The sequence below is a fragment of the Sphingopyxis macrogoltabida genome (assembly GCF_001314325.1).
Classification (GTDB): Bacteria; Pseudomonadota; Alphaproteobacteria; order Sphingomonadales; family Sphingomonadaceae; genus Sphingopyxis; species Sphingopyxis macrogoltabida.
In genome coordinates this window covers 2,252,684-2,272,434 of sequence record NZ_CP009429.1, presented here as the reverse complement: position 1 = coordinate 2,272,434, position 19,751 = coordinate 2,252,684, and the positions used below count along the sequence as shown (strand labels likewise).

Genomic DNA, 19,751 nt, shown 5'->3' with positions numbered 1-19,751 from the left:
GCGTCGTCTCCATGCCCACTACCGGGCATTTGAAGAGAGGAGAATGGTCATGGTCAACCCCGACCAGAACCAGACCGGCAACCAGCCGGGCCGCAAGCCGGAAGGCGAGCGCCAGCCCCAGCAGGAAGATGGCAATCGCCGTCAGCCCGGCCAGCCGGACCGCGACAAGCGGCCTCAGCAGGGCGGAGAAGCGGCAAAGCCGGGCAAGCAGAGCAGCTAGCCCCGGCTAACCGATCGTCCCCAAGCCGGGCCGCGTGTCGATACGTGGTCCGGTTTCGTTTTGGGACGTGTCCTGCCACTCTTCCGGTCACGCTCGGCCGCTGGCAGCGTCCGATTTTCGCATCAAACGCGGAAACGGCGTGCCTGCGCGACCACATCGGCAAGGCTGGTGTAGCGATAACCGTCCAGAAGTTCGGTCGCGGCGGAATAGCGCATCAGCGCGATCTGTTCGTCTTCGAGTAGCTGTTTGAGGCACATGGTGCGTGCTCCTGCATCAAGCCGAGAGCACGATATTTGTCCCTCTGTCACATGGAGCTTGTTCGGAATTCAGGGTATGAAAGGCCTTCTACGACGAACAGGAAAACCGAGGCACGAATTCGGGGCAATTCACCAAAGGTGATGCCCCTTATATCGATCCGGTCGAATGCCTATATGTATATCATTGCGGCGAACGCTTCGTAGGCATCCGCAACCGAGAGACCCCGTGCTCCCGCTTACATATGGGAGATGGTCATGACCGATATCAGCGAAAACCGAGACCCTATCATGCGGAGTTGGTACGAGTGGGAGATTGACGGGCGTGAACGAAAAATGATCCTGATTGTCGAAACCGACGTCCCGCTCCAGCCCGACGAAAATGGTTATGATGTGTTGATTTTAGAGGATTTGCGCGCGGCAGCGGTTGCGCGGTCGCACGCTTCGCCGGGTGCAATCGATCGCATCCGCATCGTTCCGGTTCGCTATTAGCTTGTCGCTTTGGCAGCGACGCATAATCAGTTTTTTAGTCCTTGCCCCGAGCGGCCTGCCTATATCGTGGAGTGTATGAAGCCGTTCGGCAACGGTTTGCCAGATATGGGCGGCCGCGCGATCGCCAAGGCTGACCGCCTCAACTTCCTTGCCGACGGCAAACTGTTCCGAAGCATTGCCGTGGCGATTTTCTGCGTCGAGCATCGCCCTTGAAATGATTTGTTCGCGATCAGGCGTCATCGGCTTGTCCGCTCACGCTGCGTTCCCGAATCCGCTGGCGAAGGAGTTCGGCGCGCTCGTCATGAACGTTGGTGTTTCGCGAAGTCGCCCGGGGCAATTGCCCCACGTGGCGGGCGATACCTTCGTCCGTCGATCGCCACGCAGAGCCGGGCTTGACCGTGCTGGTAGTGCTCACATCGTCGTCCATCATCATATCGTCGGCGAGAGTCGCGAGCGCCATTTCATCGTATCCGAGCGACCTATAGATATCGCGGCCGATGACCCAGAGCGCTTCCTCGATCTCGGCCAGCCGGCCGACTATATCTTCGAGTGCTGACGCGCTGCGTTCCTGGGGTGTCATACTGAGCGCCTTGTGAATGAGAAGCTCGGCAATGAGCGTGTCGCCGAGGAAATCCGCATATCCGGCAACCGGTTCGGAGGTTGCCTGGTCGGCTTTGGGGCGTGCGGAACCAGGCCGCGTTTCTGTTGGCGGGCCGTCGGTGAGGCCGCGCCGGTCGCGATATTCGGCGATCCGCTTGGAATAATAGCGAGGCAGATCGAAGTTGGACAGAAGATGCCCATCGCGCCGCGCCCGGCTTACCGCAATCAAGGCCATCTGATGGTGATAGAGAAGTTGATTGAGATCCATGTTCCGTCTCCCATGTGCGGGAGCGCGAAAGTCTCTCGGTCGCCAACATGCAAAAGACGAGTCTGGCGATATCTCACATGTGGTGCGAACAACCGCTGATTACAAGGCCAGGGTCACTCGCACAAACTATCCAGCCCGGTAGCGGCCAACGCGCGCCATTATCGTGATCGCGTCCGGAAACCCCGAGGGGCGATGGCAGTAGGGATGGATCGACAGAGCAGAAAAAAGCCCCATCCTTCGACGGGGCTTTTTCCATCCTCTGCGGTCGTGACCAAAGGAAGCCCCATCAACTCTCACGAGGGTCGCATCGGAGAGTCTTTGTATAGAGAGCCTAGCACTACTTTGGCAGAAGTTTGATTGTCTCTTCACGGAGGCGGTGACCGCATTGGGGGCAACAGGCAGGCGGCGGCCTGGATAGGTGATCAAGGATGGCCTGCCGGACTGCGGGCAGACTGGGTTGCGGCGGTGGTCCTGCGATTCTTTTTTTTCCGTCCCGCCTGAGCGAGGGGTCGCGTCCGTCAAGGTGGTGTAATTTCGGCTGTGGCCGTGGGCCATCGTCAGGCGGCTTTGGCGGTGATGTGTAGGGGCTGATTTTCCTCCTCGATCATGGGTTGGTTGAGTTCGGCCATGCCTTCGATCTGCATGTATCGGTGCTGGAGCTGCCACTCGTCGTTCTGCTCCATCAGCACAGCCCCGACGAGGCGGATGATGCTGTCTTCGTTCGGGAAGATTCCGACGACGTCGGCGCGGCGCTTGACCTCCTTGTTGAGCCGCTCGAGCGGATTGGTTGAGTGTAACTTCGTGCGGTGCTGGGTGGGAAAGCCGGTGTAGGCGAGCACGTCGGTTTCGGCCTCGTCCATGCAGGCGCCGAGCTTGGGCCAACGGGTGCGCAACTGGTCGGCGACCTGTCGCCAGACCTGCGTTGCGCTTTTCTGATCGGGCTGCAGGAAGACCTGGCGGATCGCGGCGGCGACGACAGTGTTCTGGCCCTTGGGCACATAGGACAGGGCATTGCGCATGAAGTGCACCCGGCAGCGCTGCCAGGTGGCGCCCATGACGCGGGTGATCGCGCCCTTGAGGCCCTCGTGAGCATCGGAGATGACCAGCTTCACGCCGGTAAGACCGCGCCGAACAAGGTCCTTCAGGAAGTCGGACCAGAAGACCTCCGCTTCCGAGGGGCCGATATGCAGGCCGACGATCTCGCGCCGGCCCTCGGTGTTGACGGCCATGGCGATTATTGCGGCAACGCTGATGATCCGCCCGCCTTCGCGTACCTTGAGATAGGTGGCATCGAGCCAGAGATACGGCCATTCGCCGGTGAGCGGGCGTTTCAGAAAGGCATGGACGCGCTCGTCAATGTCCTTGCAAAGCTTGGAGACGGTGGACTTGGAGATGCCGGTCATGCCCATGGCCTGGACGAGTTCATCGACCCGCCGGGTGCTGACCCCGCCGATCCACGCTTCCTGGATCACCGCAACCAGCGCTTTCTCGACCATCTTGCGGGGCTCAAGGAAGCCCGGAAAGTAGGACCCAGCACGCAGCTTGGGGATTTTCAGGTTCAGCGTGCCTACCCGGGTATCCAGCGAACGGTCGCGATAGCCGTTGCGCCAGGTCGCGCGCTCGCTGCTGCGTTCGTGGCGACCCGCGCCGATCAGGCCATCAACGTCGGCCTCCATGATCAGCTGCAGCACGTTCTCGGCGATGGTGCGCAAAAAATCCGGTTGGCCGCCCTTCGCAGCAAGCTCTTCGATCAGTAATCTGTCCTCGGTCATCGGGAACTCCTCTTCGTCACGGTTGAAGTGTGCAAACTCCACCATAACGATGAACCCGGTGGCCACCAGCGACGCCGCATTCCGGGGTGGGGCATGCCCCACCCCGGAATACACCATCGCCTACACCGGAAATTACACCACGAGCGCGGACGCTAACGAGCGAGGCGGCGGGATTGCAGGTAGGCATATGCGATCATCGTCATGAGGGCATGGCGATGAAGACCTGTCCATGATCGCCCTTCAAAATGGTCGAGACCGAGTTCTTCCTTGAGTTGCTGATGGGCCTGCTCGCAGATCCAGCGCGCCTTGATGGCGCCGGCGATATCCCGGATCGGCGTATCTGCGGGCAGGTTCGAGAGATAATATTTGCGCTCGCCGCTGGAGCGATGCTCGCCGACCAGCCATGCTTCTTCCCCGGGCATGTGCTGCGCGCCCGAGGCGCCGATGCGTTGCGGCGGGCCGTCGGCGATGCGGACGCGCATGACGGCAAAGCGCGCGCTCAGGCGTCCCTTCGTTCCCCGACGCCAACTGATCTGTCGCCATTTTGCGTCGTCGAGCACGGCGTGGGCGGCGCGCGATGCGGTGTCCGGAACGTGGTGCTGACGGGGACGCCCGCGTCCCGCCACGGGGAAGATCAGTTGCACATCAGCGGGATAAACCTTCTGGTGCCGTGGGATGCCGACCGCCCAGTGCAAGCCTCTTGTGCTCAGCCCCTGGCGGAAAGAAGCCGAGAGGCCGTATCCGGCATCCGCGAGCACACAGCCAAAGCGCACCCCGGCGGCAATGACCCGGTCGATTTCCTCGATAGCGATCGCCGGCTTGGTGCGATACGGGCGGAAGGGCTCGGGCACGCCCGCCTTGACCATGCGCGCCTCGTCGCTCGTCCAGCTTTCCGGCAGGAACAGCCGCAAGCCCAGCATGATCGGCACCTCTCGCGACGCCAGCGTCACCGATACGAGCGTCTGGCAGTTCGCATTCTTGCCCAGCGCTGATGCATATTGCGGCGCCACTCCCACCGACGCCGTCCCTTTCTTCGGCAACGCGGTGTCGTCGATGATCAGCCATGCCTTGTCGCCGCCGACCAGCGCATCGGCCTGTTCCCACAGGGTCGCCTCAAGCGGACCGCTGTCCCAAAGGCCCGCACCGATGAAGTGATGCAGGCGATCATAGCCGACTTCGCCCGTCCGCGCCGCCATCGGCTGGATGCTCTTGCGATCCCCCGGACCGATCAGGCCCGCGACATAGGCCGGGCACATCCGTTGCCGAGCCTTGTGGCCAAGGCCCTCCAGATAGGGCGCCAGCCAACGCTCCAGATCAACACGCCAATCACCATCCATCGCCGACATCCTTCCAACGTCGGCTCCCTATGAATCACCCATCAACCAAAATGGGAATCCCCAAAATCAAACTTCTGCCAAAGTAGTGCTAGGCTTATCCACGAGAGAGTCGAGCGGTAAAATCCGCCAGGCGCGAAAGATAAAAGCCTCGCTCGGCGGTTATTGCGCTCGTGATACGCTTCGGTTTCGCACCGGGCTCGGGTGAACCGGAGGAATTGCGACGATGCAGGCTGGGGCGGGTGGAATGGTCTCGTTCTGCGCGACGAATTGATGCCGGCATTATGTCCGTCTGTGGTAGGATGCGCCATCACCCGATTTCGATCGCAAGCATCCCGTGACTGAGAGACATCGAGCTCCCGCTTGCCGACGGGAGTCTATGTCGATGATTGCCATCCACGAACCCTCGCGACCTTTCGGCCGGATCATTCGGCTGTGGAACCGGCTTCTCCATCATGGGCTGGAACATGTCCCGAAAACGATCGAAAACGCGTTTCGCCAGTCGCGGCGCCGGCGGCGCGACCTCGAGCGCGCAATCGATAGCTGGACGCGTGAGAGCAACGCCCGCTCGGGAGCCTCGCAACCAGCCCATCTTCAAATCGCACCATCGTCTCCCGCCCAACAAGCGATTGAACAATGGGACAATGAAGGGGGCGCGCAACCCCGACGAGGATCGCGACCGTGATTTTGCACAATCTTTTCGGCCGCCATGTCGTTAACATCAGGACCAGCCGGCAGGACCGGGGCCGGTCCGTCGGCCACTGCAGGGTGTGCGGCTGCGAAATGGTTAAGCTGGGCGACCTGGCATGGCAGGTGAGCGGGCGGCGGACCTGAGAATCCGATTTCCTGACCTCGATCGCGTGAGCCGCCATCCCAGGTTGGTAACCCCGTCGGTGCCTTGGACCGACCGGATCGTGATAAGCGGCCTCAACAGGGCGGAGAAGCAGCAACGCCGAGCAAGCGGAGCAGCCAGCGCCGGCCGGGCTTCGTTTTGGGAAGCGCCCCGCGGCGTTTCAAGTCATTTCCGGTCGCTTGCTAGCGTCCGATTTCGCTTCACATGCGAGAACGGCGTGCCTGTGCAACCGCGTCGGTAAGGCTGGTGTAGCGATAACCGTCCAGGAGATAGGTCGCGGCGGGCACGCGGGTAATACCGTATCGATCGAGTGTTTCACGCTCGGCGGCGTCGATACCGCCGCATTTGCAGGGCCGGTCGTTGCCGGACGGGTTCTTGTCCATGTCGAAGCCTTTCAATCCTTGAGCTGGTCGAGAAGTGTCGTGATCCTGATCGTGGCGACGGTCGAAAAGGCGTCCGATATGGCATAGGGAAGCAGGATGCGTTCTCCGACCTTGATGGCGCCGCACGAATAGACGACGTTCGGGACATAGCCATGGCGCTCTGCGGTCGCAGGCTGGACGAGCGGTACGCGCGAGCGCCCGAGCACGCGCGAGGGATCGTCCTTGTCGAGCAGAACCGCGCCGATCGAATAATGGCGTACGGGGCCGACGCCATGGGTGAAGAGCAGCCAGCCTTCGTCGAGTTCGATTGGCGAGCCGCAATTGCCGATCTGGACGAACTCCCAGGGATATTCGGGCTTCACGATCACCTCGCCGAGGCCCCATTCGTGGAGGTCGTCCGACAGGATGAGGTGCAGGCTCTCATTGTCGTGGCGCGCGATCATCGCATATCGCCCGCCGATCTTTCGCGGAAAAAGCGCCATTCCCTTGTTGCGCGCCGCGGCGCCCTTGAGCGGTGCCAGATGGAATGTCACGAAGTCCCGGGTTTCGAGCAGCTCCGACCTTATGCCGCTTCCGCTGTAGGCGGTGAAGGTCGCATAATAGATGGTTTGGCCTTCGTCGTGGAAGGCGACGAAGCGGGCATCCTCGATCCCGTTCGCCTGCATCTCGGTGACGGGGAAGATCACCCGCTCGGCGATGTCGCTGGCGGGATCGAAGCCGAGTTCCAGACGATCGCCGACACGGGCGGTCACGACGGGCGTCGCGGCGAGCCGCGCGGGCGGGTCGATGGTAACGGTTCCGTCGGCGGCCAATATTCCCGACCGAAACGTCAAGGAGGAGATGTGGCCTTCGCCGACGGCGCGCAGGCTGAGAATGAAGCGGCGGCATCCTGCGGCGACTCCCGACTGGTCGGGGTGCGGCACGATGCTGGGATTGAACAGCGCCGCCGCTTCGAAGCTGTATTCGTGGAGGAAATAGGCGCCGACGAGCTGACGCTGCGCCTGCGAGAAACTCGCGTGAGCGGCAAACGCATCCTCCATTTCCGCGGCGCGCCGTTCGAAGATTGCGGGGAGGTTGCGGTGCCGGTCGTCGAAGTTGCGCAGCGTTTCGGCAAGCAGCGCGTCGGTCTCGTCCGCGGTCATCGCGAGGACGCGGTCGACGATGTGATTGGCGCGGGTCTTGTCGACGGGATTCAGGTCTCGGGGTTCGACCGCCGGCCGGAACGGGCGGACGACGACGCGCGACGGGTCGGGCCGCAAGTGAAGCGCCTGCCGGTTGAAGAAGGGCGCGGATGGCGGAGTTCCGTCAGGCATCGATGGCTTCGTGTGGGGATGGGCTCGGCGGTGACGGCGCCCGCCAGCCCGTCGCTCTCAGGCGCTGCATGTCGGCCAGCGCGAGCAGGAAGGACAACACCGATTCCGCGCCCCGGTTCTCGTTCGCGCGGTCGGGGTGGAGCCCGTCGCGGCAACTGCCGGTCGCGACGTCGACCAGTCCGATGCCGAGATCGTTCGCGCCAAGAAACCATGCAAAGGCGCGCTCGGCTTCCGCACGCCACGAAGAGGCCGGATCGACGCCTTTCGCCGCGATACAGGCCGCGATCGTCGCGCAAGCCTCCAGCGGTTGTTGGTCGAACGGTTCGGGATTATTGCGCGAGGCCATCAGGAATCCATGCGAGCCGACGGGGCGGAAATGTCCTCCGGGTGCCGTCTGCATCGTCACCAGCCAGCGCAGACTTCGCAGCCCTGCCTCGATCATGGTCGCCGAGCGCGCTGCGGCGCCCGTGACGATCAGCGCCTGCGGCAGCCGGGCGTTGTCATAGCTGAGGCCATTTTCGAACCATGTCCATTCGGGACCTTCCCGTTGGTCCAGCAACCTTTCGAGGCGGCCGGCGAGTTCGGCGCGCAGGCGCGCGGCGGCATAATCTTCGGCATAAACCGCGCAATAGGATGCGAGGCCGAGCAAGGTGAACGCCCAGGGCCGCGGCGACGTGAAGGCCTCGACCTCGCCCAGCGCCTCGCTGAACAGCTCTTTTGCCCAGCGCGCATGGCCAAGGGAGCAGGCCCGCGCACTATAGGCGCCCAGCGCCCAGAGCGTCCGCCCGTGGCTGTCTTCCGAGCCCGCATCTTCGAGCCATCGCCGGTCGAAGCCCATGAAATTGCGAAAGCGTCGATTGTCCGGATTCCATCCGTGCTGGATGAAGGCCGCGAACGTGGGTGACAGTCGCCGCGCCAGCGCCGCATCGGGGCCGCCGGCGAGACCGCAGCACAGCAGCAGCGCCCGCGCATTGTCGTCGATGCAATATCCGTGACTGCGGTCGGCAATCGCGTGAACAGCATGCTGGAATATTCCCGTGTCGTCGGACATCGCGGCGAGATGGTCGAGCGCCATCGGTGGAAGGCCGCCTTGGACGTTCGCCCGCAGGCGGACCGGCCCGGGTTCGGGCACCCCCGCTTGGCCGCCGGACGCAAGCCTGCGCTCCCGGCAGGCTTTACGAAAACTCGCGGCATAGCGCCGCGCCGAATTGGCCCAGATCATGGGACGGCTCGCCGCATAGGCCTTGCGGCCCATTGCCAGGCGTTCGGTGTCGTTACCCAGCAGGTCGGAAATCGCCGGGCCGAAGCCCGCCGGATTGTCGAACGGGATCAGGACGCCCGACCCGTCGGCGAGCAACTCGGCGGCGTGCCAATAGGGCGTGGAAACGACCGGACGCCCCAGACCGTGCGAATAGGCGAGCGTTCCCGACGTCATTTGTGCCGCCGACAGATAGGGTGTCGCGTAGACATCGCACATCGCGATATGATCGAGCAGTTCGGGGCGGTCGACGAAACGGTTGATGAACGCGATATGGTCATCGAGGCCAAGCTCGCGTACCCGCGCCATCAGCGTGTCGCGATAACGCTCGCCCTCACGGGCCAGCAAGGCGGGGTGGGTGGCGCCCATCACCACATAGAGAGCATCGGGCGTGCGCCGGACAATCTCGGGCATGGCCTCGATCATCGTCTCGATGCCCTTGTTCGGGCTCATCAGCCCGAATGTCAGGATCATCTTGCGATGGGTAAACCCCAACCGCTCCTTGGCGGCTCGCGCCGAGGCGAGCGGAACATCGGGAATGCCGTGGGCGATAACGTCAATCTTCCCCGGATCGGCGCCATAGACATCGATCAGCATGTCGCGGGCCTTGTCGGCCATGACGACCACGCGCGCCGATGCGGTAATGATATCCTTCATGACGCGGTGCTGCGCCGTGGTTGGCCGATCGAGAACCGTGTGCAAGGTGGTGACGAGCGGCGCATCGAGCCTCGCTACCAGGCCGAGAATCAGCGCGCCCCCCTCGCTGCCGAAGATGCCGAACTCATGCTGGAGGCAGACGAGATCGAACGCCTCGCGATTGATGAAATCGGCGGCGGCGCGATAGTCGGCCGCCTGATCCTGGCGGATCGTCTTGCGGACGGGTGGCGGAAATTCATGGTCTCCGCCCGGCTCGATCATCGCGACAATGGCCGTATCCGCAACCTCGCCGAGCGCTCCGACCGCGAGTTCGAGATCGGTCGTGAAGGTGGCTATACCGCAGCGGCGCGGGAGGGCATTGCCGACGAACGCGATCCGCAGCGCCGGCGTGTGCAGGCCATCTCAGTGCTTGCCTTTCGGTTTGGCGGTCATCTTCACCGCGGATGCTTCGTGGGCGGCGAGGGTGGTGAGCGCTTTCGGTTTCGCCGCCTTGGGCTTGCGAATCTCGCGGTTGCTGCGCTTTTGCGATTTTGCCATGTCAGACGTCCTTCCGTTCGATCGCCCGATACGAGAATTCGTCCGAGCGCTGCGGGCGGGCCGAAGCGATCGCTCCGCTCCGGACATTCGGAGAAAGATAGGGACGGTGACGGTAGGGGAAGGATTTGAAGCGCTGACCGAGGCTTTCGATCTTGCGCCGATATCGCATGACCTCCGAGGGTTTGGTCGCGGCGGAATAGCGCATCAGCGCGATCTGTTCGTCTTCGAGTAGCTGGTTGAGGCACATGGTGCGTGCTCCTGCATCAAGCGAGAGCACAATATTTGTCCCTCTGTCACATGGAGCTTGTTCAAAATTCAGGTGATGTGGCCTTATAACACATTCTGCGAGGATCGCCGCACGAATACGGGATTGAGAGATATTAATTCTCGTTCGCCGATGGGCGGTAAAAACGGTAGCGTACGACATCGCCCTCGATAAGATGGCCACGAAGTCGCAGCCGCATTTCCTCGGCCCCCGCGCTCGAGGTACAGACGAGACGGGTGCCGCCCGACTGAAGCGGCTCGATCGCGCTGATGCTGACGCCCTGCGCGAGGCAAAGGCGGCGGACTTCCTCTTCGGGCAAGGCCAGGTTCGTTGCGCGGCTCATTTTGGTAACGGACCGCTTTCCCACGCCCGAATGGCGGCTGCCACCTGCTCATATCCCTCGGCACTGGCAGTTGCTACCGCCAGCGGCCGACCTCCGAGTTCGACATTCTCGGTATTGAGAAAGGCAACCGCAGGATCGCGGCCGCCCATCACCAGATAGGCAAGCTGACTGATATCGCCCTGCCTGCGCGCGTCATCGCGCGCGAACGGAGTGCTGCTCCTGCGAAAGAAGCGGTTAGGTCGCCGCTTGATCGCGCCTTGTCCCTGCACCTCGGAAGTCATACTACGCCTCCTTCGTAAGCGGGAGCGCGATGTCTCTCAGCCGCGACGGCCTACAATTTCCGATGCCGCGATGACGTGGATATGGGGGCCGGGGTCAAAGATGTAAGAGGCGAGCGGTGGCCGGAGGTCGGTGTCCGCTTTTCTCTGCCCCTCTCTGAAAGCCGACCGATCGCTACCGGCCACTAGGGACGATTTGCCTAAAAAGAACGCCCGCCCGATCGAAATCGGACGGGCGTAAGATGAAGAGCCGTGTTTCCTAAAAGGAAGAGCCCTCCTGGGTCGCATGGGGCGGTTAGCCTCGCTGATCGACTTGATATTTGTACCGCGACGCCAAAAAAGGAGCAGCTCTCACGCCTCAGGGCTTGGCCGCAACCGGAAGACGGAATGGTGCGCCGAGCCTGTTGAAGGCGTTCATCGCCGCAATCGCGATCGTCAGGTCCACGAGGTCTTTCGGCTCGAATGCCTCAGCTGCTGCTGCATAGGCCTCGTCGGAAGCATGGGTCTCGCTGACGCGCGTGACCTCCTCGGCCCAAGCCAAAGCCGCGCGATATTGGTCTGGGAACAGATGCGGGACTTCATGCCACACCGGAAGCAGCGCGATCTTGTCGATCGGCATGGTCTTGAGAAGGTCCCGGGTGTGCAGGTCGATACAGTGAGCGCATCCGTTGATCTGGGAGACCCGGAGGAAGACGAGATGAACCAGTTCTTCAGGGAGGGCCGTGCTGTTGGTGACATAATGGTGCACACCGTACAGCGCCTTCGCTCCGGCGGGAGCGACTTCGGACCAATTCAACCGATTCATCTGATCTTCCTTTCTTCCTGAGCCAAAATCGGCGTCAACATGCCTGACGAGCGGGATCCCGCCGCTGTGACATCCCGAGCAAATAAAATGCCGGTTCGACCAGATGTTGGCGAATGGGATCGGAAGAAAGGTCCGAGATTGATCTAGCGCAGTGTACCGATCAGGCCGCGCTAAGAAACGAGGGGCCAAGGCATTGTCGTACCGCTACAGAATGTCGCTTATCTGGAATCAGAGTTGAAAGCCGCCTGGCCCCAATCGGCCAAGTTGCGACTACGCGATCTTTGGAGCTTTTGCTGGTACCGCTAAGTCGTTCTCACATGCAACCGGCGAAGCCGGTGAACGCGTCCTTCGCAATCTTGTTATCCCCGGCGTTCAGGCTCTGACAATCTGCGCGATGCCAATGCGAGGCGCTGGCCTGCCGGGGAGCCGGGCAAAGGAGGATTTCATGAAAATCTGTTCGCATCACGCGGTTCTGGTCCTGGCGATTCTGGGCTTGCCGGCCTGTGCATCGACAGCGCGTGTCTCTCCGGTCAGCGCGCAGGCGAGCGGTGCGGCGCCGCTACCCGTGCTGATCCGGCAGACCATACGCACCGAAATGACGATGCAGGCGCTTTTCATGGGGCGGCTGCACCACGATCCTCACGGATGCCTACGGGGCGACAGCGACGAAGGCCCGATCATCGTCTGGCACCACGATACCGGCATCGAGAGGACGCCCGACGGTCGTACCCGCATCACAGACAGCACGACGGGGAATGCCGTCCATGTCGGCGACGAAATCGCGCTGAGCGGCGGCTATAGGGCAGGGCCTCTGAGCAATGTCACCGAATCGGTGCCAGAGCCCTGTCGCACGCCAAAGCGCTTTTTTATCGCGGGGCGCGTGATGAGCGAGGCGCAGCGGCAGGACATACTTGCACGCCAGCGCCGCCAGCCGGCGGCGCCGTTGCCCGTCGGCGCACCGCCCGCGCCAACGGTTCGGCGCTGAGATCGCACCACTGGAAGGCGTGGCGATTACTCACCGCACCTCTCGGGCTATATGTTGCATGGATGCAGGGATAGGTGTGACTACCAAGCGATGGGCGGTCCTCGCCGCACTGATCTTCACGGCGCCCGTCGCCGCTCAGGATCTCCCCACCGATCAGCTGGAGCGGCACGCCGATGTGGTGCGCCAGGACATGCTCCTGAAATCGACAATGGGGAACGGCCCGGCGCACCGGAATGATCGCGCACGCCGCGCGACACCGCAACAGGTTGCCGCTTGTTCAAATAAAGCGCGGTTCCGCAGCGAATATGGCGTGAACCATCCCAAGGTGCGAAAGCTCTACGACCTGTGTCGCAGCATCAGTCGCTGAACGCTTTCGTGCGCTAAACGACGACTGAAAGGGAGCGGCGCGCAGGCGCCGCTCCCCGACGGTCATGTCGTTTGCAGGGGTTTGCCGACATTCTCGGCCGCACTCGCTTCGCCGCCCGGCGCCTTGGCCGCGTGGCCGCAGTCGCCCGAACTCTTGGACATGACCTTGGGCTGCTGCCCCGCCCCGAGGGAGGTGACCTGAACGCTGCGGCTGCATGTTCCATTGCCGATGCTGGTGGAAGAGAAGCGATAACTCACCGTCCCCGCGGGTAGCGAGCCGAAGCCGGCAAGGTTCATCATGCCAAGCGCGTTCGGTTCGCGCTGCAGCGTATGCACCTGCTGCATCTGCTGCATCATCATCTCGGTTTGACGGTGCATTGTCGCTACGATCCGGTCGAACATGGCGAAGGGGGCGGCTTCGAAAGGATCGGTCCACTGGACCGGAATGAGCCTCACCGCCGGTGCCACGATCACCTTCGGTGCGACTTCGCCTTGATATTCGATCCGGGCGACCGAACCGTCGGGCAGGCCGACTTTCATCACCCGGGTATCTGCGGTTGCCGCTACCGCCGTGCCTGCGGCTGCCAACGCCGCGATGCTGGCGAAGACGGCCGTACGGATTTTACGCATCAATCGTCCTCCTGTGTTGATGGTGGAAACGGAAATCTATCCGGCGAAACTGAACGCAGAATGACTCGGCGGGTCCGAGTTGAGTCGCTCCTTACCCTGCGCGCCGATCGGATAATTGCCGCAGCAGAGCGCGTGCGGACCGGTTGGCGAGCAGCAAAGCCGGGGCGGGGCTTCGCCGATCAGGCAGGGCAAATCTGACCTGCGTTTCCCGGCGGGGTCCCGGATCTCGAACGGGATGCCTTCGCTCCGGCAATAGCGCTCGGCGGCACCGGGGGTCGCAAACCGAAGCTGCACTTGCGCTAGCGGATCGCCACCCCCGGCCCAGCCGGTGAGAGGATCCGCTCTGGGACGCCAGCGCGGAGCAAAACGCAATCGCCACCGGCTCGCCTGCGCGCGGCCCGCACGGTTGGTGCCGATGGGCAGAGGCTCGATAATCGCCCGGGCGTCGGGCGGCAGCGCGCAAATGCGATGTTCGGCTGGCCATTGATTATCGTTGGCTGCCACCGCCGGCACGACTTGTACTGTGGCGCCCGGCAGGCTCGGCCCGGGACCGAAGTCCCGGGCCTGCCCGTCAAGCCGCCCGCGCATTGACCGGAATGCGGCGGACGTTCTCGTTCACCGCCTCCGACTTGGGCAGGGTGATGGTGAGCACGCCATTCTGGAACGTCGCGCTCGCCTTGTCGCGTTCGACACCGCGCGGCAGGCCGATCCGCCGTTCGAAGCGGCCGTAGCTGCGTTCGGTGTAGCCGCGGTCCTTGTCCTCGACCTCGGACTTCTTCTCGCCGCGGAGCGTCAGAACGCCTTCCTCGACGGTGATCTCGACATCCTTCTCATCAAGACCGGGAAGCTCGGCAATCACCCGAACTTCGGTGTCGGTCTCGCCGAACTCGAGGTTCGGCCACGACGGCTCGCGGCTGAAGCCACCGAACGTCGGCATACCGAACCCGCGGAAGACATCGTCGAACAGGCGATTGACGTCGCGGTGAAGCGACACAAGCGGATGATCGCCCCGTTCACGTTCGGCGCTCACCGGAACAGGGAGCCGGTTCTCCTGCCGGCTCCAGGGGATCAGATCACGAAGTGCCATGATAGCATCTCCTTTCTGGCTAGAGAGTTTCAGCGTGGCTCGCCGCCGCTGCGGGCGGCGAGCCGGTGCCCCGATCAGGCCGCTTCGAGGTCTTTCTTCTTCGGCGCTTCCAGGCGATCATTGGCAGGGGAACTGCCGCCGATCTCGATCTTGCGCGGCTTCATTGCCTCGGGGACGACGCGCCGCAGATCGATTTTCAGCAAACCATTATCGAAGTCGGCGGAGGCGACTTCGACATAGTCGGCAAGCTGGAAGCGCCGTTCGAAGGCGCGGGCCGCAATGCCGCGGTGCAGATACTGCCCCTCGTCATTATCCTCGCCGCGCTTGCCGCTGATGATGAGTTGGTTCTGCTGGGCCACCACCTCGATATCCCCGGGACGGAAGCCCGCCACCGCAAGCGTGATGCGGTAACTGTCCTCGCCCTGTCGCGAAAGATCGAAAGGCGGATAGCCTTCGCCGGCGTCGCCGCGAAGATCGGTCTCGAGGAGATCGAACAAGCGATCAAAGCCAACCGTGGAGCGCCGATAGGGCGCAAAATCAAAACTGCTTCTCATTTTCCAAATCCTCCAAAATTGAGCAATTTGGGCGTGAGAAACGCCGGAGAGAGCCGGCGCTCTCATTTGACCCACCGGGCCCGGCTTCGGCACCCGGCGATAAAAAGTTAGGAAGCGGAAAATCGCTTTCAAGAGATTTTTTGCGATCGGACTCCGCTCAGACGGATTGACGCGCGAGCGACGAATGGCCGCTATATGCGATTGGTACCAAAAAGCTGCCTGACGGCAGTCGGCCACAAGCGGGCAACGCGCTAAAGAGCGCTTGCTGATTGTCTTGTCGCATGTGCGGGCCAAGGCAGCAGGATAACGAGGTCGGACGGCTCGCGCGATCGAACTGCTCAGCCGGGATAAGGCGATTCCCTCAATAGTCGGGCAAGATGCGTGGCATTAGCGGCCACCATTTTGGCGGTCTCGGTTACTTTGCTGGGGCGATGCTGAAGATCCTTGAAATCTACTGAACCCATCGCCTCACCGACCCAGTAGCAGGCGGCCACGGCGGGAATCGTCCATCCCACATCGTTCAGCGCCTGAAAGATTTGCGACGAAGCATTATGCGCGCCGTCTTCGTTGCCGACGATCGCGGCAACGGCCACTTTCGAAAAGCTTGGCATCCGCCCCTTGTCGTCGGTCTCCGACAGGAAGGCATCCATTCGTTCCATCACAAGCTTGGCGACGCTTGATGCTTGACCCATCCAGATCGGTGTGCCGAAGATGAGAATATCGGAGGAGAGGATCGCCTCGCGAATTTTCGGCCATTCGTCGCCAGCACCCTCGTTCGAGGTGACACCCCATTTGATGCTGTGCGCGGCGATACGGATGGGCTTGCCGACACGGACGCCTTCCGCCTCGAAATGTTCGGTAAGCACCGCGAGCATGGCATCGGTCGAGCTCTTGCGGCCACGGGCCGACAGCGAGCAATTGATCGCGGTAGCGGTAATCGGGGGCATATCGTCTCCTTTACCCCGCCGGGGTGAAGCGCGCGCCGGTCGCGGTTGGTTCCGATGTCATACTGGCGGCGTACCCGGAATGACGATGAGCGTCCGCTCTCGACGCGCCTTGGGCGAGTTCCGACAGGGAATTCATGTTGAAAATATCGGTGCCGCCGAGCGCGGGCAGTAAGAAGGGGCCGCCAAAGCGGCCCCTTCCTGTCGGCTTGCCGGGTCAATCGAGCTTGGGACTGACGACGCCCGAGCTGTAGCGCAGATTGTTCTGCACATGTTTGACGCCCGTGACGTCGTCGGCGACATCTTCGGCGCGGCGCTTCGACCGGCGATCCTCGACCGTGCCGGAGAGCGTGACTTCGCCATCTGCGACGCTGACCTCGATCTGGGAGGCGTCGATCCAGACATCCTCGGTAAGACGGTCGTTCACGTCCTCGCGGATGCGCTCGTCGGAGCGGATATAGCTTTTGGGACCGCGGCCGCGGTGATCGAGTTCGCGGCGACGGCGCGCGTCGCGATCGCCGAACCAGGAAAGCACTTCGTCGCCGGCGCGGTCGAGGAAGCCGCGTTCGCCCGGGTCATAATCGGGGCTGCGCGTCCGCGGATATTGGCCGTAAGGCGAATAGCCCTCGACCGGGAGATAGCCGAACTCGCTCGGCCAGTAGTTACCGCCGCGCGAACGATCCTCGCCTCGGGCTTCGCCGGCAGCATCGTAATAGGCGTCGCGGCGGGGCGTGCGGTCGTAACGGGGCCAATCGGAGCGCTCAGCGCGGCGGACCGGCCGGCGATAGTCGCCCGCGCGCTCATCCTCCCAATTATCGCGGCGATATTCCTGCTCGCGATAGGCGCGGCGCGGGCGGCGCTGCTCGCGCTCGTCTTCCTCGATCGCCACATAAGCGCGCGACGCATCCTCTGCGCGGCCGCGGTTGTAGCGACCCGGCGATGCGCCGGTGTCGGGGCTGCTGTTGTCGCTATAATCCCAGAGCGGGGTGCGGTCGTCGAACCTGTCCATGATCCATCTCCATTTGTTGAGGGTGGCGGGCAGGTTGCCGGGAAGGGAGGCAACCCCCCGTCCCGCCGAACCGACGCATGGAGTGGGGGCAAGTTCCCGATCTGGGCGCAATATGTCGCGCTGCGAAGTCAACGCATCGAAGAATGTGACCCGATCTCTCCAATGGGCGGCAGGCGTCGCCGGCGATGCCGAATTCTCATGGAGAATCAAATCTGGAAAGGATCATACCCAGTGGGCCGCGCGTGCGCCGGGGCCGTCGAACTTGCCGCTGGGGAACCGGATCTCTCCAACGCATCTTTCCAAAGCCTTCCCAGCTCGACGTCGATCCAGTCGGCTGCAAAAGGATCGAGGCCAGAGCCGGGATAAAGGCAAAACTCGCCGAAAAGCGGTTGGCAGTCGATTTCGTAAAAATCGACCCGAACGAAGGCTAGGTTCCCGGCAAGCGTCTCTGCAGCTTGCAGCATCGCCCCGAGGGAGGACGGTCTGGAAGGTCGATCGGCGGCAGGCACGAGCTGCCGCCAGTTGCGGTCATGCAATATCCAGCGGTGACGGACACCGCGCCCCAAATGTACCTGGACGTGCGTCGCGGCACCGCCGAAGACGTAGATCTTGTAGTCGATGGGGAGAGGACGTGCGCCGCCGAGCAACGGCTCGGCGAAAACGCCACGCGGCACATTGCGATAAGCCCATTCGTCGAGCCAGCGGCCGTACTCCCGGCGCTGCCACCGGCGCGCGGCTCGCTGGACCTGCTTCCAGCGTTCGCAATCCGGAAACGTCTCCAGGATTTGATACTGGTTACACCCATGACGCGCTTTGACGATAGATGGGAGGGCGAACGGAATGAAGCGCGGCAGCATCTGGCCCTGCCAGAGCGTCGGTATGATCCAGTTTGCGCCGAGTTGCTTCGAGGCCAAGCATTTTGCCTCAAGCTTATCCAGCAGCGTCGTTTGCAACGGTGACCGATCATTCAATTTGCGGAGCTGGACGAGCTCGGTGAAGCGCGTCGGATTGAGCAAGTCGGGCAGGCGTCGATGACGCAAGGCGTAGAGAAGGGCAATCCGGTGCGCGGCTATCGAGGAGCCGACATTGTCCACTTTCGCCGGGTCTTCCGAGGCGCGCGAGAGTTTCATGCCATGTCGGTCTCACGGCTGAACGACGTGTGGCCGCTATCGCGGAAGCTCGGCCGATCCAGGTTTATTTCGCGGCAAAGCTGCATGCGGATACGAACGACCCGGCGCAGAAAACGCTCCCGGCTATATCATCGACCGACCTCCGATCATCCAGGCAGCGCTCAGGCGCTCGGGTGCGACCAACCGGTGAGGAACGCGTCATCGCGCGCACCGCTGCGGATCGCGTGCAGCATCGCACGTCTCAACCTCGGATCTTCATGAAAGGGCAAAGGAAGATTGCTACCGGTCAGCCTATTCGAGCGAAGGGGGGAGGGAAAGACCCCGGCGTGACTATGCCGAAACAGAAAAAATGCTGACCGTGTATCCGATGATTCGATTGCAGCATCCGCTTGCCTCAAACATTAGGCGCGTAACACACTCCGACGGCCAAACTGAGCGATATGTCGTTGAGCCGGATATGCGCGCCGATATTCGGACAACGTAGGGGAGCGGCCCGGACGACGATTGGATGCGTACGCCGACGGCAATTCGACTGAGACGTGGGATCGAACAGCCGCGGCGATACGCGAAGCGATGCACATGGCGGCGGCAGACCGACCGATCACCGTCGAAGCCCGTGCGCGGTTGAAATGCAGTTGGCGAAGAAAGGTTGCAAAGATGGGACGCACGGTCGCCGCCATTCTGGAAAATTGTCGAGGCTGCCCTCGACGCAATCGCGGCCTCAGGCCTCGGTGCGGCCATTACCGATAGACGAGGACGGAGAGCCGCGCGCGCGGGCACGGGCGGGAACGACGATAGCCGCGGCGCATTGGTCATAAGACAGCAATGGAGCTTTCCGATGACCAAGGACAATATACTCGCCGGCTGCAGGATCCTGATCATGGCGACAGATGGCTTCGAACAATCCGAGCTTGAAGTGCCACTTCAGCGTCTGGAGGACGCCGGCGCGGAGGTCGAAATCGCATCGATCGACGATGATGATATTACCGGCTGGGACGAAGACGATTGGGGCGACGAGGTCGAAGTCGATCTCAAGATCGCCGACGTCGACACCGACCGTTATGACGCGCTCGTCCTGCCGGGCGGCCAGATCAATCCCGACTTGCTGCGGGTCGAGGACAAGGCGATCTCGATCATTCGGGCCTTCGCAGGTGCTGGCAAGCCGGTTGCCGCGATTTGCCATGCGCCGTGGCTTCTCGTCGAAGCCGGGCTCGCATCCGGCAAGCGGATGACGAGCTACAAGTCGATCCGCACCGATGTTGCCAATGCCGGCGCGCAGGTGGTCGATGAGAGCGTCGTGGTCGACGGCAATATCATCACCGGTCGCTGTCCCGACGACCTGCCCGACTTTTGCGATGCGATCGTCGCAGCGGTGGCCGACCGCAGGGCGCGGGCGTAGCTGTGCCGAGCTCAA

25 protein-coding genes are annotated in these 19,751 nt (G+C 62.5%); 6 read left to right on the top strand and 19 right to left on the bottom strand.

Features of this window, described 5'->3' with window-relative positions:
- Nucleotides 1–49 precede the first annotated feature (49 nt).
- Nucleotides 50–220: a hypothetical protein gene (locus LH19_RS28635; RefSeq protein ID WP_156344032.1), complete on the top strand. Its 171-nt coding sequence runs from the start codon at nucleotides 50–52 to the stop codon at nucleotides 218–220.
- 122 nt (nucleotides 221–342) lie between these two features.
- Here LH19_RS28635 and LH19_RS29625 read toward each other — a convergent pair whose 3' ends face one another.
- Nucleotides 343–477 carry a hypothetical protein gene (locus LH19_RS29625; protein WP_257720451.1) on the bottom strand — a complete coding sequence of 45 codons (135 nt, stop codon included), beginning with the start codon at nucleotides 475–477 and terminating at the stop codon, nucleotides 343–345.
- Between the two features lie 255 nt (nucleotides 478–732).
- Here LH19_RS29625 and LH19_RS28630 point away from each other — a divergent pair, with 255 nt between their 5' ends.
- Nucleotides 733–966, top strand: coding sequence for a hypothetical protein (locus LH19_RS28630; protein WP_145923393.1), 234 nt, complete (start codon nucleotides 733–735; stop codon nucleotides 964–966).
- A gap of 75 nt (nucleotides 967–1,041) precedes the next feature.
- Nucleotides 1,042–1,179: a hypothetical protein gene (locus tag LH19_RS28625; RefSeq protein ID WP_156344031.1), complete on the top strand. Its 138-nt coding sequence runs from the start codon at nucleotides 1,042–1,044 to the stop codon at nucleotides 1,177–1,179.
- A gap of 16 nt (nucleotides 1,180–1,195) precedes the next feature.
- Here the strand turns inward: LH19_RS28625 and LH19_RS11365 are convergent, their stop codons facing one another.
- The 11 genes from LH19_RS11365 to LH19_RS11320 all read right to left on the bottom strand — a co-directional run bounded on the left by LH19_RS11365 (nucleotide 1,196) and on the right by LH19_RS11320 (nucleotide 11,632).
- Nucleotides 1,196–1,834 (bottom strand): hypothetical protein, encoded by a 639-nt coding sequence (locus tag LH19_RS11365; RefSeq protein ID WP_054727991.1) that lies wholly within the window; start codon nucleotides 1,832–1,834, stop codon nucleotides 1,196–1,198.
- A 557-nt stretch (nucleotides 1,835–2,391) separates the two neighbouring features.
- Entirely contained in the window at nucleotides 2,392–3,606 is a 1,215-nt protein-coding gene (locus tag LH19_RS11360) for an IS256-like element ISSpma2 family transposase (protein ID WP_006954973.1), read from the bottom strand.
- A 152-nt stretch (nucleotides 3,607–3,758) separates the two neighbouring features.
- Nucleotides 3,759–4,943 (bottom strand): IS701 family transposase, encoded by a 1,185-nt coding sequence (locus LH19_RS11355; protein WP_054727989.1) that lies wholly within the window; start codon nucleotides 4,941–4,943, stop codon nucleotides 3,759–3,761.
- Nucleotides 4,944–5,993: 1,050 nt separating this feature from the next.
- A complete protein-coding gene (locus tag LH19_RS11350) occupies nucleotides 5,994–6,176 on the bottom strand; it encodes a hypothetical protein (RefSeq protein WP_145923394.1) in 183 nt (60 codons plus the stop codon).
- An 11-nt stretch (nucleotides 6,177–6,187) separates the two neighbouring features.
- Nucleotides 6,188–7,489, bottom strand: a complete 1,302-nt coding sequence (locus LH19_RS11345; RefSeq protein WP_054727985.1) for a glycoside hydrolase family 130 protein — start codon at nucleotides 7,487–7,489, stop codon at nucleotides 6,188–6,190.
- A complete protein-coding gene (locus LH19_RS11340) occupies nucleotides 7,482–9,665 on the bottom strand; it encodes a glycosyltransferase family 4 protein (protein ID WP_234716150.1) in 2,184 nt (727 codons plus the stop codon). The genes LH19_RS11345 and LH19_RS11340 overlap by 8 nt, the downstream gene beginning before the upstream one ends.
- Nucleotides 9,666–9,806: 141 nt before the next feature.
- Nucleotides 9,807–9,941: a hypothetical protein gene (locus LH19_RS29620; protein WP_257720450.1), complete on the bottom strand. Its 135-nt coding sequence runs from the start codon at nucleotides 9,939–9,941 to the stop codon at nucleotides 9,807–9,809.
- 1 nt (nucleotide 9,942) lies between these two features.
- Nucleotides 9,943–10,218, bottom strand: a complete 276-nt coding sequence (locus LH19_RS11335) for a hypothetical protein (protein ID WP_158514409.1) — start codon at nucleotides 10,216–10,218, stop codon at nucleotides 9,943–9,945.
- A 103-nt stretch (nucleotides 10,219–10,321) separates the two neighbouring features.
- Nucleotides 10,322–10,549, bottom strand: a complete 228-nt coding sequence (locus tag LH19_RS11330) for a hypothetical protein (protein WP_054727981.1) — start codon at nucleotides 10,547–10,549, stop codon at nucleotides 10,322–10,324.
- Nucleotides 10,546–10,830: an antitoxin Xre/MbcA/ParS toxin-binding domain-containing protein gene (locus tag LH19_RS11325; protein ID WP_054727980.1), complete on the bottom strand. Its 285-nt coding sequence runs from the start codon at nucleotides 10,828–10,830 to the stop codon at nucleotides 10,546–10,548. Before LH19_RS11325 ends, LH19_RS11330 begins: the two co-directional genes overlap by 4 nt.
- Nucleotides 10,831–11,185: 355 nt before the next feature.
- Complete coding sequence (locus LH19_RS11320) at nucleotides 11,186–11,632, bottom strand: carboxymuconolactone decarboxylase family protein (protein WP_054727978.1); 447 nt, start codon at nucleotides 11,630–11,632, stop codon at nucleotides 11,186–11,188.
- A gap of 445 nt (nucleotides 11,633–12,077) precedes the next feature.
- Between LH19_RS11320 and LH19_RS11315 the strand changes: the two genes are divergently transcribed.
- Nucleotides 12,078–12,617, top strand: a complete 540-nt coding sequence (locus LH19_RS11315; RefSeq protein ID WP_054727976.1) for a hypothetical protein — start codon at nucleotides 12,078–12,080, stop codon at nucleotides 12,615–12,617.
- A 76-nt stretch (nucleotides 12,618–12,693) separates the two neighbouring features.
- On the top strand, nucleotides 12,694–12,984 hold the full coding sequence (locus LH19_RS11310; protein WP_062912890.1) for a hypothetical protein: 291 nt from the start codon (nucleotides 12,694–12,696) through the stop codon (nucleotides 12,982–12,984).
- Nucleotides 12,985–13,046: 62 nt separating this feature from the next.
- Here LH19_RS11310 and LH19_RS11305 read toward each other — a convergent pair whose 3' ends face one another.
- The 7 genes from LH19_RS11305 to LH19_RS11280 form a co-directional block, all read right to left on the bottom strand.
- Nucleotides 13,047–13,616, bottom strand: coding sequence for a hypothetical protein (locus LH19_RS11305; protein ID WP_156344029.1), 570 nt, complete (start codon nucleotides 13,614–13,616; stop codon nucleotides 13,047–13,049).
- Between the two features lie 33 nt (nucleotides 13,617–13,649).
- A complete protein-coding gene (locus tag LH19_RS29865; RefSeq protein ID WP_082395595.1) occupies nucleotides 13,650–14,201 on the bottom strand; it encodes an NADH dehydrogenase ubiquinone Fe-S protein 4 in 552 nt (183 codons plus the stop codon).
- Nucleotides 14,185–14,700, bottom strand: coding sequence for an Hsp20/alpha crystallin family protein (locus LH19_RS11300; protein WP_054727970.1), 516 nt, complete (start codon nucleotides 14,698–14,700; stop codon nucleotides 14,185–14,187). The genes LH19_RS29865 and LH19_RS11300 overlap by 17 nt, the downstream gene beginning before the upstream one ends.
- Nucleotides 14,701–14,774: 74 nt before the next feature.
- Nucleotides 14,775–15,254, bottom strand: a complete 480-nt coding sequence (locus tag LH19_RS11295) for an Hsp20 family protein (RefSeq protein WP_054727968.1) — start codon at nucleotides 15,252–15,254, stop codon at nucleotides 14,775–14,777.
- 338 nt (nucleotides 15,255–15,592) lie between these two features.
- Nucleotides 15,593–16,201, bottom strand: a complete 609-nt coding sequence (locus tag LH19_RS11290) for a flavodoxin family protein (RefSeq protein WP_054727966.1) — start codon at nucleotides 16,199–16,201, stop codon at nucleotides 15,593–15,595.
- A gap of 214 nt (nucleotides 16,202–16,415) precedes the next feature.
- Nucleotides 16,416–17,207 (bottom strand): BON domain-containing protein, encoded by a 792-nt coding sequence (locus LH19_RS29860; RefSeq protein WP_082395593.1) that lies wholly within the window; start codon nucleotides 17,205–17,207, stop codon nucleotides 16,416–16,418.
- 206 nt (nucleotides 17,208–17,413) lie between these two features.
- Nucleotides 17,414–18,337 carry an ATP-grasp fold amidoligase family protein gene (locus LH19_RS11280; RefSeq protein ID WP_082395591.1) on the bottom strand — a complete coding sequence of 308 codons (924 nt, stop codon included), beginning with the start codon at nucleotides 18,335–18,337 and terminating at the stop codon, nucleotides 17,414–17,416.
- Between the two features lie 838 nt (nucleotides 18,338–19,175).
- Here LH19_RS11280 and LH19_RS11275 point away from each other — a divergent pair.
- Nucleotides 19,176–19,736, top strand: coding sequence for a type 1 glutamine amidotransferase domain-containing protein (locus LH19_RS11275; protein WP_054727964.1), 561 nt, complete (start codon nucleotides 19,176–19,178; stop codon nucleotides 19,734–19,736).
- The last annotated feature ends 15 nt before the right edge of the window (nucleotides 19,737–19,751 follow it).

Bases quoted from the DNA above. Each gene is read 5' to 3' on its own strand.
- LH19_RS28635 (WP_156344032.1), top strand. From the start codon at position 50: ATGGTCAACCCCGACCAGAACCAGACCGGCAACCAGCCGGGCCGCAAG.
- LH19_RS29625 (WP_257720451.1), bottom strand. From the start codon at position 477: ATGTGCCTCAAACAGCTACTCGAAGACGAACAGATCGCGCTGATGCGC.
- LH19_RS28630 (WP_145923393.1), top strand. From the start codon at position 733: ATGACCGATATCAGCGAAAACCGAGACCCTATCATGCGGAGTTGGTAC.
- LH19_RS28625 (WP_156344031.1), top strand. From the start codon at position 1,042: ATGAAGCCGTTCGGCAACGGTTTGCCAGATATGGGCGGCCGCGCGATC.
- LH19_RS11365 (WP_054727991.1), bottom strand. From the start codon at position 1,834: ATGGATCTCAATCAACTTCTCTATCACCATCAGATGGCCTTGATTGCG.
- LH19_RS11360 (WP_006954973.1), bottom strand. From the start codon at position 3,606: ATGACCGAGGACAGATTACTGATCGAAGAGCTTGCTGCGAAGGGCGGC.
- LH19_RS11355 (WP_054727989.1), bottom strand. From the start codon at position 4,943: ATGGATGGTGATTGGCGTGTTGATCTGGAGCGTTGGCTGGCGCCCTAT.
- LH19_RS11350 (WP_145923394.1), bottom strand. From the start codon at position 6,176: ATGGACAAGAACCCGTCCGGCAACGACCGGCCCTGCAAATGCGGCGGT.
- LH19_RS11345 (WP_054727985.1), bottom strand. From the start codon at position 7,489: ATGCCTGACGGAACTCCGCCATCCGCGCCCTTCTTCAACCGGCAGGCG.
- LH19_RS11340 (WP_234716150.1), bottom strand. From the start codon at position 9,665: ATGATCGAGCCGGGCGGAGACCATGAATTTCCGCCACCCGTCCGCAAG.
- LH19_RS29620 (WP_257720450.1), bottom strand. From the start codon at position 9,941: ATGGCAAAATCGCAAAAGCGCAGCAACCGCGAGATTCGCAAGCCCAAG.
- LH19_RS11330 (WP_054727981.1), bottom strand. From the start codon at position 10,549: ATGAGCCGCGCAACGAACCTGGCCTTGCCCGAAGAGGAAGTCCGCCGC.
- LH19_RS11325 (WP_054727980.1), bottom strand. From the start codon at position 10,830: ATGACTTCCGAGGTGCAGGGACAAGGCGCGATCAAGCGGCGACCTAAC.
- LH19_RS11320 (WP_054727978.1), bottom strand. From the start codon at position 11,632: ATGAATCGGTTGAATTGGTCCGAAGTCGCTCCCGCCGGAGCGAAGGCG.
- LH19_RS11315 (WP_054727976.1), top strand. From the start codon at position 12,078: ATGAAAATCTGTTCGCATCACGCGGTTCTGGTCCTGGCGATTCTGGGC.
- LH19_RS29865 (WP_082395595.1), bottom strand. From the start codon at position 14,201: ATGCGCGGGCGGCTTGACGGGCAGGCCCGGGACTTCGGTCCCGGGCCG.
- LH19_RS11300 (WP_054727970.1), bottom strand. From the start codon at position 14,700: ATGGCACTTCGTGATCTGATCCCCTGGAGCCGGCAGGAGAACCGGCTC.
- LH19_RS11295 (WP_054727968.1), bottom strand. From the start codon at position 15,254: ATGAGAAGCAGTTTTGATTTTGCGCCCTATCGGCGCTCCACGGTTGGC.
- LH19_RS11290 (WP_054727966.1), bottom strand. From the start codon at position 16,201: ATGCCCCCGATTACCGCTACCGCGATCAATTGCTCGCTGTCGGCCCGT.
- LH19_RS29860 (WP_082395593.1), bottom strand. From the start codon at position 17,207: ATGGACAGGTTCGACGACCGCACCCCGCTCTGGGATTATAGCGACAAC.
- LH19_RS11280 (WP_082395591.1), bottom strand. From the start codon at position 18,337: ATGAAACTCTCGCGCGCCTCGGAAGACCCGGCGAAAGTGGACAATGTC.
- LH19_RS11275 (WP_054727964.1), top strand. From the start codon at position 19,176: ATGACCAAGGACAATATACTCGCCGGCTGCAGGATCCTGATCATGGCG.